Origin of the sequence: Mycobacterium sp. MFM001, from assembly GCF_003402475.1 — a bacterium.
In the GTDB taxonomy this organism is placed as follows: domain Bacteria; phylum Actinomycetota; class Actinomycetes; order Mycobacteriales; family Mycobacteriaceae; genus Mycobacterium.
The window spans coordinates 277,596-290,279 of the sequence record NZ_BFAB01000007.1 but is presented as its reverse complement, the minus strand read 5'-3'; the positions used below and the strand labels follow the sequence as shown (position 1 = coordinate 290,279).

16 protein-coding genes are annotated in these 12,684 nt (G+C 67.4%); 5 read left to right on the top strand and 11 right to left on the bottom strand.

Translation table 11 applies throughout. The features are described 5' to 3' along the window. Window positions 1-75: 75 nt before the first annotated feature. Both MFM001_RS14895 and MFM001_RS14890 read left to right on the top strand, forming a co-directional pair. Window positions 76-756, top strand: a complete 681-nt coding sequence (locus tag MFM001_RS14895) for a fasciclin domain-containing protein (RefSeq protein WP_116376115.1) — start codon at window positions 76-78, stop codon at window positions 754-756. 65 nt (window positions 757-821) lie between these two features. Further along, window positions 822-1,076 (top strand): DUF2631 domain-containing protein, encoded by a 255-nt coding sequence (locus MFM001_RS14890; protein WP_192886949.1) that lies wholly within the window; start codon window positions 822-824, stop codon window positions 1,074-1,076. On the opposite strand, the gene MFM001_RS14885 is transcribed toward MFM001_RS14890, so the two are convergent. From MFM001_RS14885 to MFM001_RS14845, 9 genes are all read right to left on the bottom strand, one after another. After that, window positions 1,069-1,818 carry a DUF4097 family beta strand repeat-containing protein gene (locus MFM001_RS14885; protein WP_116376022.1) on the bottom strand — a complete coding sequence of 250 codons (750 nt, stop codon included), beginning with the start codon at window positions 1,816-1,818 and terminating at the stop codon, window positions 1,069-1,071. The genes MFM001_RS14890 and MFM001_RS14885 overlap by 8 nt on opposite strands. A gap of 24 nt (window positions 1,819-1,842) precedes the next feature. Continuing rightward, window positions 1,843-2,307: a toxin-antitoxin system HicB family antitoxin gene (locus MFM001_RS14880; protein WP_116376021.1), complete on the bottom strand. Its 465-nt coding sequence runs from the start codon at window positions 2,305-2,307 to the stop codon at window positions 1,843-1,845. A 31-nt stretch (window positions 2,308-2,338) separates the two neighbouring features. Further along, the gene (locus MFM001_RS14875; RefSeq protein ID WP_116376020.1) at window positions 2,339-3,193 is read right to left on the bottom strand and encodes a cytochrome c biogenesis CcdA family protein; all 855 of its coding nucleotides are present in this window, start codon (window positions 3,191-3,193) and stop codon (window positions 2,339-2,341) included. Window positions 3,194-3,196: 3 nt separating this feature from the next. Beyond that, window positions 3,197-3,691 (bottom strand): protein disulfide oxidoreductase, encoded by a 495-nt coding sequence (locus tag MFM001_RS14870; RefSeq protein ID WP_116376019.1) that lies wholly within the window; start codon window positions 3,689-3,691, stop codon window positions 3,197-3,199. 63 nt (window positions 3,692-3,754) lie between these two features. Next, window positions 3,755-4,837: a 23S rRNA (adenine(2503)-C(2))-methyltransferase RlmN gene (gene rlmN / locus MFM001_RS14865; protein WP_116376018.1), complete on the bottom strand. Its 1,083-nt coding sequence runs from the start codon at window positions 4,835-4,837 to the stop codon at window positions 3,755-3,757. Further along, the gene (locus MFM001_RS14860; protein ID WP_371685543.1) at window positions 4,834-5,727 is read right to left on the bottom strand and encodes a phosphatidate cytidylyltransferase; all 894 of its coding nucleotides are present in this window, start codon (window positions 5,725-5,727) and stop codon (window positions 4,834-4,836) included. The genes rlmN and MFM001_RS14860 overlap by 4 nt, the downstream gene beginning before the upstream one ends. A 22-nt stretch (window positions 5,728-5,749) precedes the next feature. Next, window positions 5,750-6,307, bottom strand: a complete 558-nt coding sequence (gene frr, locus MFM001_RS14855; protein ID WP_116376016.1) for a ribosome recycling factor — start codon at window positions 6,305-6,307, stop codon at window positions 5,750-5,752. Window positions 6,308-6,320: 13 nt separating this feature from the next. Continuing rightward, entirely contained in the window at window positions 6,321-7,112 is a 792-nt protein-coding gene (gene pyrH / locus MFM001_RS14850) for a UMP kinase (RefSeq protein ID WP_238159183.1), read from the bottom strand. 103 nt (window positions 7,113-7,215) lie between these two features. Next, the gene (locus MFM001_RS14845) at window positions 7,216-8,706 is read right to left on the bottom strand and encodes an FAD-dependent oxidoreductase (RefSeq protein WP_116376113.1); all 1,491 of its coding nucleotides are present in this window, start codon (window positions 8,704-8,706) and stop codon (window positions 7,216-7,218) included. 179 nt (window positions 8,707-8,885) lie between these two features. Between MFM001_RS14845 and MFM001_RS14840 the strand changes: the two genes are divergently transcribed. After that, the gene (locus MFM001_RS14840) at window positions 8,886-9,128 is read left to right on the top strand and encodes a CsbD family protein (protein WP_116376112.1); all 243 of its coding nucleotides are present in this window, start codon (window positions 8,886-8,888) and stop codon (window positions 9,126-9,128) included. Between the two features lie 140 nt (window positions 9,129-9,268). Further along, on the top strand, window positions 9,269-9,976 hold the full coding sequence (locus MFM001_RS14835; RefSeq protein ID WP_116376015.1) for a response regulator transcription factor: 708 nt from the start codon (window positions 9,269-9,271) through the stop codon (window positions 9,974-9,976). Here the strand turns inward: MFM001_RS14835 and MFM001_RS14830 are convergent, their stop codons facing one another. Both MFM001_RS14830 and MFM001_RS14825 read right to left on the bottom strand, forming a co-directional pair. Next, window positions 9,977-10,912 carry a lysophospholipid acyltransferase family protein gene (locus MFM001_RS14830; protein ID WP_116376014.1) on the bottom strand — a complete coding sequence of 312 codons (936 nt, stop codon included), beginning with the start codon at window positions 10,910-10,912 and terminating at the stop codon, window positions 9,977-9,979. It lies immediately after the preceding gene. Window positions 10,913-10,980: 68 nt separating this feature from the next. Further along, window positions 10,981-11,478, bottom strand: coding sequence for an MPT63 family protein (locus MFM001_RS14825; protein WP_116376013.1), 498 nt, complete (start codon window positions 11,476-11,478; stop codon window positions 10,981-10,983). A 260-nt stretch (window positions 11,479-11,738) separates the two neighbouring features. Here MFM001_RS14825 and MFM001_RS14820 point away from each other — a divergent pair, with 260 nt between their 5' ends. Further along, window positions 11,739-12,578: a glucose 1-dehydrogenase gene (locus MFM001_RS14820; protein ID WP_116376012.1), complete on the top strand. Its 840-nt coding sequence runs from the start codon at window positions 11,739-11,741 to the stop codon at window positions 12,576-12,578. The last annotated feature ends 106 nt before the right edge of the window (window positions 12,579-12,684 follow it).

Genomic DNA, 12,684 nt, shown 5'->3' with positions numbered 1-12,684 from the left:
TGCCGCGCATCGCGCGGCGGGTTTAGCGTCAGCTCAAACCGGGAAAGGGGACGGACACCTAATGGCAGGGAGAGGATGGCAAAAATGAATAGACCGCTTGCCGCGGCCGGCGTCGTTGTGCTGGCGGTGATGGGGTCGTCGGCCTGTACCACCGAGGTTCACGAACCCGTCCAGTCCCCGCCATCCACCGTGACCACCACGGTCGTCGTCACCTCGCCGACGTCTTCGACCACCAGCGGAACCGCCGCTCCCGCAGGCAATCCCGTCGGCCCCGGCTGTGCCGAGTACGAGCAGCAGGTGCCCACCGGGCCCGGTTCGGTGTCGGGCATGGCCAAAGACCCGGTCTACGTCGCGGCGTCGAACAACCCGCGGCTGACCACGCTGACCCAGGCACTGTCGGGCCGGATGAACCCGGACGTGAACCTCGTCGACACGGTGAACAAGGGCCAGTTCACGCTGTTCGCGCCCACCGACCAGGCGTTCGCCAAGCTCGACCCCGCCACGATGGACCGGTTCAAGACCGACGGAGCGTTCCTGAACAGCCTCCTGACCTACCACCTGGTCAACGGGCAGCTGACCCCCGCCCAGGTCGACGGCGTGCACCAGACCCTTGACGCCAACACCACGCTGACCGTCACCGGCACCGCCGACAGCCTGAAGGTCAACGAGGCCGCGGTCACCTGTGGCGGCATCAGCACCGCGAACGCGCAGCTGTACATGATCGACACCGTGCTGATGCCCCCGCCCGGCCCGTAGCCCGATTGCTCTTTCCCGCGTATGCCAGAATGTCGGGGCGTCGGAGTCCAAGTGGAGGAGTAGCCGTGGCCGGTACTGAGGTGGAGCGTTACACCGGGGTCGACCTTGCCGAAGTGCCCTCCGCGCAATGGGGCTGGAGCAGGATCAACCACCGCACCTGGCACATCGTCGGGCTGTGCATCGCCGGGTTTTTGCTGCTGATGCTGCGCGGCAACCACGTCGGCCACATCGAGAACTGGTTTTTGATCAGCTTCGCCGTGCTGACGCTATTCGTGGTCGTGCGCGACTGGTGGGGCCGCCGCCGCGGCTGGATCAGGTAAGCGTCGCCACGGCCCGGTGGATGTCGACGTCACCGGAGCCGGTGCGCACCTTTACTAATAGCGTCTGGTCACCGTCCTCGGGCCCGTCGGAGGGCTGCAGCCGATTGGTGACGAGGCCGGATCCCGTCATGATGTCGAGCTGAGCCGCGCTTCCCTCCGGGACACCGATTGCGACGTCGCCGCTACTGGTATTCGCGACGACGGCGCCGCTGGCCGCCGCGGTGATGCGAACCGAACCGGACGCGGTTGCCGACTTCACGCGACCCTGCAGCCGATCGATCGACAGTGAGCCGCTGGAGGCCTGGAACGTCAGCTCACCGTCGAGCGCGTCGATGTCGACTCCGCCCGACGCCGTCGAGGCCTTGAGCCTGCCGGTAATGGTTTGGGCCGCAAGGCTTCCGCTGGCCGATGCGAAGTCGAAGTCGGCGAATTCCCCGTCGGCCTGCACATCGGCGGACGCCACCGCAACACGGACCCGGGAGTGCGAGGGCAATTCGACGACGATGTCGACGGCGCCCATCCGATAGCCGAGGAAGCCGAACTTCGACGGCGCGACGGTCAGCTGCCCGTTGGCATAGGACACTCGGGCCTGCTCGGCCGACCGAACGTCGGCCGGCCGGCTTTCGTCGCGCGGTCGGACCTCGACGACGGTGTCGGTGCGGTCAGTGGCGATCAGCCGGATCGAGCCAGCGGCCGCGTCGATTCGCGCGGAGATGGGTTGGGGTGTCGCGAATGTGGGCATCGTTGTCCTCCTTTGGTTTTCGTGTCAACGCACCCAGCCGGTGACGCGGTGGCGGGTGTCGGTTCGTGCCGCCGGTTCGACCCGCGCCGCAGCCGCGCGGACCAACCAGGCGTTCAGCGAAATGCCGTCGCGGCGGGCGGCCGCCTCGATGCCGGCCCGCAGCGATTCGGGGAGCCGCAGGGTGACTCGCCAGGTGCCGCCGTCGTCGTCGACGTTCGCCGCCGGCGCCTCGTCGGCCGGCTCCTCGAGCGGCGCGCTGACGACGAACTCCGGATCGCGGCCTCGCAGCCGGACCTCCACCGAGCGGGGCGCGAGCTCGCGGGTGATTTCTTCGGCGCCGCTCGACAGCGCCTCCAGCAGCGCCAACCGGATGGCCGACTCGAGCGGAGCGATCAGCCGGTCGGCAAGCGCCTGTGCATCGGGGCCGCCGACCGCGGCAGCGACGTTCAGTTCGTGGCGGACCCCGTCGACGTACGGCTGCAAATCCATAGTGTCATCGTGACACCATCATGATGTCATTTCAAGTGTCACGGTGTTTCCGCTGGTACAACGCATGTGCGAGTCCGGCCCCCACCAGCAGGACCAGCGCCGACACCCACGGCCAGGCGCCGTGCTGATGCACCCAGCCGGCCAGTGCGCCCTGGACCCGGCCGGCTGCGGCGATCACCGCGTCCTGCGGATGACCGTGCAAGCTGAACAACCGCACCTCATAGAGGCCGTAGTAGCCGACGTACAGCCCGACGACCACCAGCAGCGCGCCGCCGACCCGGTTCACGAACGGCAGGATCCGCCGCAGGCGATCGGCCAGCGCCGAGCTCGCGCATGCGGCGGCGACGGCCAGCACGCCGACGACCAACGTCAGCCCCGCGACGTAGGCCAGATAGATCACGACGCTGCCCAGAATCGATCCACCGCGAAGACCGGCAGCGGTAACCGCCAGGAACGGGCCGACGGTGCACGACAACGACGCGATCGCATAGCCGAGGCCGTAGCCGTACATCGACCCCAGCCGAACGGTCGGGGCTCGTTGCGTGCCAAGCTGTTTCGGCATCAGCAAGGTCAGCTCTCGACCGGACAGCAGCCAAATACCAAGGGCGACAAGCACAATGCCGATCAACACCGTGACGTACGGCATGTAACGCTGCACCGCCGTCGCCGCGGACACGGTGAGCGCCCCGAACACTGCGAACACTGTCAGGAAGCCGAGCGCCATTCCGACCGTGGCCACCAATGCGCGGCCGACCGCCGTCAGTCCCGACGATCCGCCGCCGCGCACCACCAGAACGAGATAGCCCGGCAGCATGGCGAATCCGCACGGGTTCAGTGCCGCCACCAATCCGGCAGCGAACGCCAAACCGACCAGTCCCTGGTCCACTGATTACTTGAGTGCCGCCACCCGGTCGGACAGCTCTTGCTGGGGCATGGCCGCCGTCGGGTTGTTCACGAACGTCGATGTGCCGTCGGCACGGTAGAACACATACGCGGGCTGCCAGGGCACGTTGTAGCGCGCCCAGATCGAACCGTCAGCGTCGTTGAGGTTGGTGAAGTTCAGGTTGTACTTGGACACGAAGTTCTGCATCGCCGCGACATCCGAGTGCGCCGCGACGCCCACGAAGGTCACCCCGGGATTCGCCGCCGCCACCTGGCTGACGCCCGGCGCTTCGGCGTTGCAGTAGGGGCACCACGGCGTCCAGAACCAGAGCACAGCCGGCTTGCCTTGCAGGCTGGCGCCGTTGAACGGGCCGCCGCTCAGCGTGGTTGCGGTGAAGTTCAGCCGATCGTCGGCCGCCAGCGCACTCGGTGCAATGCTGGTCGCTACCGTGATGACAACCAGGGCAAGCAGTTTCGTCAGGATGGAACAGTGAACCCTCATGGCAGGCCTCCACTTTCGTGTTTAACCTAACCACGTAAAGCGGGCCGGATTTGGTTCAAATGCTCAGCTGTCTGCGGCCAGCTGGCCGCAGGCGGCGGCGATCTCCCGGCCGCGGGTGTCGCGAACCGTGCAGGAGACGCCCTCGGCCCGCACGCGCCGGACGAATTCCCGCTCCGCGGGTTTCGGGCTGGCGTCCCAGTCGCTGCCCGGTGTGGGGTTGAGCGGGATGACGTTCACGTGGGCCAGCGGCCCCAGCGTGCGATGCAACAGTCTGCCCAGCAGCTCGGCCCGCCACGGCTGGTCGTTGACGTCGCGGATCAGCGCGTATTCGATCGACACCCGCCGGCCGGTGACGTCGGCGTAGTAGCGCGCCGCGTCCAGCGCTTCGGCGATCTTCCACCGGTTGTTGACCGGCACCAGCGTGTCGCGCAGCTCGTCGTCGGGCGCGTGCAGCGACAGCGCCAGCGTCACACCCAGCCGTTCGTCGGCGAGCTTGCGGATGGCCGGGGCGAGACCGACGGTCGACACCGTCACGGCCCGCGCCGAGATCCCGAAGCCGGCGGTGATGCCGCGCACCGCGGCGACCACCCGCGCGTAGTTGGCCAGCGGCTCCCCCATGCCCATGAACACCACATTCGACAGACGGTCGCCGAACTCGTCGCGCAGCTCCGCGGCGGCGGAACGCACCTGTTCGAGGATCTCCGCAGCAGAGAGGTTGCGGGTCAGGCCGCCCTGGCCCGTCGCGCAGAACGGGCACGCCATGCCGCAGCCGGCCTGCGACGAAATGCAGACGGTGTTGCGCTGCGGGTAGCGCATCAGCACCGACTCGAAGGTGGTGCCGGCAGGGTCGTTAACGGCCCGCCACAGCATCTTGCGGGTCTGGCCGGCATCGCAGGTGACCTCGCGCGCCGAAACGAGGAGGCTCGGGAACAACGCCTCGGCAACCCGGTCGCGAACCGCGGCGGGCAGGTCGGTCATCTGCCGCGGGTCGGCGATCAGCCGGCCGTAGTACTGGCGGGCGAGCTGCTTGGCGCGATACGCCGGCAGGCCCAGCTCGGCGACGGCGGCCGCGCGGCCGGCTTCGTCGAGGTCGGCGAAATGCCGCGGCGGCAGGGCCCGCCGGGGTGCGTCGAACACCAGCTTCATGGCACCAGGGTCAGCACGACCCAGGCGGCCACCGCCGACGGCAAAAACCCGTCGAAGCGGTCCATCACCCCGCCGTGGCCCGGCAGCGACCTGCCCATGTCCTTGATGCCCAGATCGCGTTTGACCTGCGATTCCACCAGATCGCCGAGGGTCGCCGTGGCGACCACGGTCAGACCCAGCAAAACGCCGATCCACGGTGGCTTGCCGACCAGATACGTCACGCTCAGCGTCGTCGCGGTCGTCCCCAGGATCAGCGAACCGGCCAGGCCCTCCCAGGATTTCTTCGGGCTGATCGCCGGGACCATCGGGTGCTTTCCGAACAACACCCCCGCGGCGTAGCCGCCAACGTCGGAGGCCACCACGCCGATCGCCAGGGAGAACACCCGGCCGGGCCCGTCGTGCGGATAGATCAGCAACGCGGCAAACGACGCGAACAGCGGAACCCAGGCGGCCAGGAATACCGTCGCCGAGACGTCGCGCAGGTAGTTCGCCGGCGAGGCGTCGGGAACCGGCGCTGCCCGGCGACCGTGGCGGCTCAGCAGCCGCCAGATCATGCAGATGACCACCGTGGCGCCGAACCCGGCCAGCGCACCGCGCGCCCCGAACGGCCAGGTGAGCCAGACGGTGGCCTGGCCACCGACCACCAGCGGGATCACCGGAATCACATAGCCGGCGCCGCTTAGCCGCCGCCCCACCTCGAGCGTGGCCAGCAGCACGCCGACGGCAAGGATGCCGACGAACGCGTGGGGGGCGTACAGCAAGCTCGCGACGACGGCCCCGCCTAGTACGGCGCCGACGGTGATCGCGACGGGCAGGTTGCGGCCCGCCCGTGACTTGTTCTGCGCCGACCCCTCCGCCGGGGTGCCTGCGCCGGTATCAGTGTCTGCCACGGACATCGTTGCTGAGCGGCCGCTAGACCTCCAGCAGCTCGCCTTCCTTGTGTTTGACCAGCTCGTCGATCTGGGCGACGTACTGGTGCGTGGTCTTGTCCAGGTCCTTTTCCGCGCGGCCGACCTCGTCCTCGCCGGCTTCGCCGTCCTTGCGGATGCGGTGCAGCTCCTCCATCGCCTTGCGGCGGATGTTGCGCACCGAAACCCTGGCTTCCTCGCCCTTGTGCTTGGCCTGCTTGACCAGCTCGCGGCGGCGCTCCTCGGTCAGCTGCGGCACGGCCACCCGGATCACGTTGCCGTCGTTGGTCGGATTGACCCCCAGGTCGGAGTTGCGGATCGCGGTCTCGATGGCGTGCAGCTGATTGTTTTCGTACGGCTTGATGACAACCAGGCGGGCCTCGGGAACGTTGATGCTGGCCAGCTGGGTGATCGGGGTGTTGGTGCCGTAGTAGTCGATGACGATCCGGTTGAACATTCCGGGGTTGGCCCGGCCGGTCCGGATGGTCGACAGGTCGTCGCGGGCCACCGACACGGCCTTTTCCATTTTCTCTTCGGCGTCGAAGAGAGTCTCGTCGATCATCGCGTCTTCCCCTTTAAGTGGTGACCAGCGTCCCGATTTTCTCACCGGCGACCGCGCGGGCGATATTGCCGTCGGTCAGCAGGTTGAACACCAGGATCGGCATGCCATTGTCCATACACAGGCTGAACGCGGTGGCGTCGGCCACCCGCAGCCCGCGGTCGATCACTTCCCGGTGGCTGATCGCGGTGAGGAGCTCCGCCTCGGGGTTGACCCGCGGGTCGTCGGCGAACACCCCGTCGACCGCCTTGGCCATCAACACCACCTCGGCGCCGATCTCCAGGGCCCGCTGCGCGGCGGTGGTGTCGGTGGAGAAGTACGGCAGCCCCATGCCGGCGCCGAAGATCACCACCCGCCCCTTCTCCAGATGCCGGCGGGCCCGCAGCGGAATGTAGGGCTCGGCCACCTGACCCATCGTGATGGCGGTCTGGACGCGCGTATCGATGCCTTCTTTTTGCAGAAAGTCTTGCAGCGCAAGGCTGTTCATCACGGTGCCGAGCATGCCCATGTAGTCCGAGCGGGTGCGCTCCATGCCGCGCTGTTGAAGCTGCGCGCCGCGGAAGAAGTTGCCCCCGCCGATCACCACGGCCACCTGCACACCGTCGCGGACCACCTCGGCGATCTGGCGGGCCACCTGCGCCACCACGTCGGGATCAAGCCCGACCTGTCCGCCGCCGAACATTTCACCGCCGAGTTTGAGCAACACCCGCGAGTAGCGCGGCCGGCGTGGCGGTTCGGCGCCGGGATAGCCGTTGTCCGGTGGAAATGCCTCGACGCCGTTGGTACTCGTCGACTCCTGCTCCGTCATCAGACTCCTCGCATGCGAGAGCGCCTTGCGGCCACCCCCAGGACAGCACCTTCTATCCTGCCTCATGGCTGGTCGCGGCGTTCGAGGTGGAGCAGAATTCGCGTTAAGACCGGGTCAGGCCGCGAGTCGCCGGTCCCTCCAACAACGTGCCGTCCGGCGCGAAGCGTGATCCGTGCAGCGGGCACTCCCACGCCTTGTCGGCGTCATTCCAGTTGACGATGCCGCCCAAATGCGGGCACACCGGCGAAACCTTGTGCTGCACACCATCAACCGTGCACTGCGCTTGCATATGCCACGGCGGGCCCTTGACCACGCCGCCGTCGGTCGACACATCACGGCCCAGTCGCGTCACCGGTGCCAGCCACCCTTTGGCCATGTGCAGTGCGACCTCGAGATTCGCGCGCACGGCGGTGGTGATGCCGCTGATTTCGTGCGGGCTCCACGCCGCGAACGCCTTCGACCAGTCCATCCGCCCGCCGAGGATGCGGCTGCTGAGCAGAAGCGCCGCCGCCGCCCCGGCGGCCAGCCCCCACTTGTTGAAACCTGTTGCGATCAACACCTTTTCATCGCCCGGCAAGATCGGCCCGACATAGGGCAGATGGTCGGCGGGTGTGTAGTCCTGCGCCGACCACTGGTGAGTCTGCGCGGCGCCGGGATAGTGCTCGCGCGCCCACGACGCCAACTCGTCCAGAGCGGCGGTGGGATTGTTGCGGCCCACCACGTGACCGGCACCACCGACGATGAGCCGTTCGCCGTCGCCGACCGGCGCGTATCGCACCGACCTGGTCGGTGAACCGGCCGAGATGAACATCGGCCGGGTGATGGCACCGGGAACTTCGAACGCCATGCAGTACGACCGGTTGGGCTTCACCCTGGCGAAGTATGCGCCGCGGTCCAGGATCGGCATGCCGGTGGCGAGTACGCACTGCGCCGCATCCACGTCGACCTTTGCGTCGCCGGTCCGCGCGGTCAGCCGCACGCGACCGTCGCGGTGCGACAGCCCCTGCACGCGCACACCCTCGGCGAGTCGGCCGCCGCGCTGGGTGAGCTCACCAATCAGACTGTCCAGCAAGGGCATTGGATTGAACTGCGCCTGGTTGGCCAGCCGTACGCCGCCGTGGTAGGGAAACGGTACGTCGGCGTCGTCGTCCCATTCGGCGTCGAGGCCTGCCAGTCGCGCCGCAGCCAATTCCGCGCGCGCCGTTTCCACCTCGGCTGCGGACTGCGCGTAGGTGTAGGCGTCCTCGCGCTGAACCGGAACCCCGTTCGCCTCGCAATAGTGCAGCAGCCAATCCTGGCCTTCCTGGTTGCCCCGCACGTAGTCGCGCGCGAGGTCGGCGCCGTGGTGGGCCACGATCTGCGAGAGCACGGTGCCCTGCAGCAGGCTGATCTTGCCGGTGGTGTTGCCGGTGGTCACCGCGCCGGCGCTGCGTGCCTCCAGCACCAGCACGTCCTTGCCGGCCCGGGCGAGCAGCACGGCGGTGGTCAGGCCGGTGATGCCGGCGCCCACGACCACCACGTCGGCAGATGGTTGTCCCAGATTGATTTCCGCGTTTTGCCGACTTCGGTCGGCCAGCCACAGCGACGTCGTCATCGCCTCCAAATACCCGGCGCGGCGTGGGCGAAACAACGGAGGTTTGAGCGTGCCGCGCGACGGGAATCCGCCGAGACGCGGCGGGAAGAGCGCGAAGATAACGAAGTCTTTGCGCCGCGCCGACAACCGGTCGAGACGATGGCCGGTCCATGAGCAAGACAGCCAATGAGGAGGAATCCATGGCGGAGGACAACAAGAGCGGACCCGCGGAAGGCGTGAAGGGCGTCGTCGAGGACGTCAAGGGCAAGGCCAAGGAAGCCGCAGGCAACGTGCTCGGCCAGGACGACATGGCCCGCGAGGGTCAAGCCCAGCAGGACAAGGCCGAAGCGCAACGCGACGCGGCCAAGAAGGAAGCCGAAGCCGAAGCCGCCCGCGGCAGCGCCGCCGCCTCGGAAAAGCGCGAGCAGTCTCACCAGCAGTAGCTGGATACAAGGACGGGCCCGGTCTGCGACGACGGACCGGGCCTGTCGCATGTCCGGGGCCGGACAGAAATTCCGGCTTACCGGAATATTTTCCCAAGGATCCGGGTAATCTTTGCCTCTACCAGGGGTTGGAGTTTCGGGTGGACGTCCTGCTGATTACCGATGAAGCCGATTTCGCATCGGTATTGCCGACGCTGGAACTCTTCGCCGAGGACGTCCGCCAGGTCCCGCTCAGCGACAGCACCGCCGGCCGCCACGAGCGCGCCGATGTCGCGGTCATCGACGCGCGGGCCAATCTACCTGCCGCCCGCAGGGCTTGCCGGCGGCTGACCGCGACGGCGCCCGCGATCGCGGTGGTGGCCGTCGTGGACGCCGCCGATTTCGTGGCGGTGGACTTCGACTGGCACCTCGACGACGTGTTGCTGGCCAACGCCAGTGCCGCGGAGTTGCAGGCGCGGCTGCGCCTAGCGATCGCACGCCGGCGCAGCACCCTGGAGGGCACGCTGGAGTTCGGTGACCTGGTGCTGCATCCGGCGCGCTACACCGCAACGCTGGCAGGCCGCGAACTCGACCTCACGCTCACCGAGTTCAAATTGCTCAATTACCTTGTGCAGCATGCCGGTCAGGCCTTCACCCGGACCCGGCTGATGCATGAGGTGTGGGGTTACGAATACGAGCACCGGGCCCGCACCGTCGACGTCCACGTGCAACGCCTGCGCGCCAAACTCGGTCCCGAGCACGAGTCGATCGTGGACACGGTCCGCGGGGTCGGCTACATGGCAATGACCCCGCCGCAACCACGCTGGATCGTCGGCGAGCGGGCGATCAGCCCGGTGCGGGCGTCGTAGTCAACCGAACAGCGGGAACGCCCGCTTGCGGGTCAATGCGTCCATCCCGCGCTGAATGCTGTCCTGCACCTCGCGGTATTTGGCGTCGACGTACTCGTCGTCGTCGGCGCGGGCGGGGTCGTGGTCCAGCTCGACGGGGGGCATGAACCGGGTCCGGATCTTGGCCGGCAGCGGAAACTGCGGCAGCGCCGCAGGAGCAATGCCCCACGGCAAGGAGACCGCCAGCGGGAACACCTTGAGCCGCAACAACTTATCCAGCCGCAGGGCATGGGAGAGCTTGTCGCCGCGGATCAGCACCGGCATAGCGTCGGCGCCGCCCACCGTGGCAATCGGGACGATCGGCACGCCGGCGCGAATCGCCATCTTGACAAAGCCTTTTCGGCCGGCCAGGTTGGCGCGGTCGCGCTCGCTCCACGGCCGCAGCGAGTCCACCTCGCCGCCCGGCCACAACGCGACGTCACGCCCTTCGGCCAGCGCGGTGGCGATGGCATCCGGTGCTGCGGGCAGCACTCCCATCGAGCGGAAGAATTGGCCGAAGCCCGGGATGGCCATCAACGCGTCGTGAGCGGTGCCGTGCAGCGTGCGCTCCGAACCGAACCGCCGCCACCACTGCAGCCCGACGGTCCACGCATCCCACACGAACGGCGCACCCGAATGGATGCCCACCAGCAGCACGGGCGGCTCGCCGACGTTCTCCCAGCCGTCGATCTCCATCCGGAACCAGTAGTCCACCAAGACATTCCAGAAGAACTTCTGGCGGTGCAAACTGGCTTCGTCCTGACGGGACAGATCCCAGCGGCCCGCGCGGCGGGCCACCCAGCCGGAGAGGCCGCCCTGCGCTCCGCTGCGCCGGTCCTCCATTGCCGCACGCGCCCGGTCAGCTTGTTCTTGGGCCTGCCGGCGCACCTCGGCAGGTCGGTGGTCGCTATTAGTCATGGCGGTTTGAGTACCCGATAACAGCCTCCCCGCGCCAAAAATGACGCGGGGAGGTCGCCGATAACCGGTCAGGGATGGGTGACGTTGGACGGCGTCGTCCAGATCAGGACGTCCTCTACCCCGTCGTTGTAGACCACGCCGTTAGGCGGCGGGCCAGTCACGTCGAAGTAGATCTCGCCGTTGGCCTGCTGACCCTGATTCAGCGGCGCAGGCGGAACCCCGTTCGGAGCCGGGACCGTGTCGAGGACGCGGTAGGTTGTCCCGTCGGCCGCGCGGGCGTTGAAGTCGGAGATCAGCGGTGTAACGGTTCCGCCGTCCGACCGTACGGTGACGTCGGCCTGGTAGAGCTTGCCCTGCGGCGTGTAGCCGGGAATCACCGCGTTGCTCGGCTGCAGATTGCTCACCGTGTAGTTGGTGACCATCGGGCCGTCGAACAGCGCTTCACTGGTGCCCAAGGACTGGACGGTCGGGGGCGCCGCCGAGGCTACGCCCGCGCCGAAAACACCGGCAGCCGCAAGTGCCGCGGCCCCTATCCCCGTTTTCACAGTTGTCGAGGTGAACTTCACGCTAACTCCTCCCGTTCGCGTCGTTCAGGATTGGTTTTCGATGCGACGACCGCACTTGTCGTAGTCGCCGCCCGCAATCGCCGCATACCCACCTGTCCGGGCCTCAAACACCCTCAAACACAATCTGGGGGCACTGTGGCAAATACGCCGCTTACCGCCAGGTAAACGCATGCATTCGTGATTAGGCGTTTCTTCACCCGGGTAGCCGACCAAATAGGCCGCCGGCAAAAGAACATTCGACCCTTCGGAAAGGAGAAGACATGAGTTTTCCCGAGCAGCAGCAACCGGTGCCGGGCGTCCAGGCTCGAATGGACCCGGTCCCCGATTGCGGCGAAAAAAGCTACCGCGGTTCGGGAAAGCTCACCGGCAAACGGGCGGTCATCACCGGCGGCGACAGCGGAATCGGACGAGCCGTCGCGATCGCCTATGCGCGGGAAGGCGCCGATGTGCTGATCGCCTACCTCAACGAAGACGACGACGCCCGCGACGTCGCTCGCTACGTTGAGGAGGCCGGCCGCAAATGCGTGCTGGTCCCCGGGGACCTTTCCGAGCCGGCACACTGCCGCGCGGTAATCGACCGGGCCGTACAGGAATTCGGCGGCATCGACATACTGGTCAACAATGCCGGCTTCCAAATGACCCACCAAACCCTGGAAGAGATCAGCGACGACGAGTGGGACTACACGTTCAAACTCAATGTGGGAGCGTACTTCTACCTCACCAAGGCGGCTTTGCCGTTCATGGGTCCCGGTTCGTCGGTCATCGGTAGCTCGTCGGTCAACTCCGACACCCCCAACCCGACGTTGGCGCCCTACGCGGCCACCAAGGCGGCGATCGCGAATTTCTCGGCCAGCCTCGCGCAACTCCTCGGCGACAAGGGAATTCGCGTCAACAGCGTGGCGCCCGGACCGATCTGGACGCCGCTGATCCCGTCGACGATGCCTGCGGAGAAAGTGAAGTCGTTCGGACAGAACGTGCCGCTGGGCCGCGCCGGTCAGCCAGCCGAGCTGGCGTCCGTCTATGTGCTGCTGGCCTCCGACGACGCCAGCTACATCTCCGGCGCACGGGTGGCGGTCACCGGCGGGCGGCCTATTCTATAGGCACCTCGCAAGCCACCGTCAGCCACCCAAACACGTTTGGGGGCATTGCAATTGGTGTAGAATGGCCTTGTGCGGGTGGAGTGACTCCCGCCGCTCCTTAAGAACA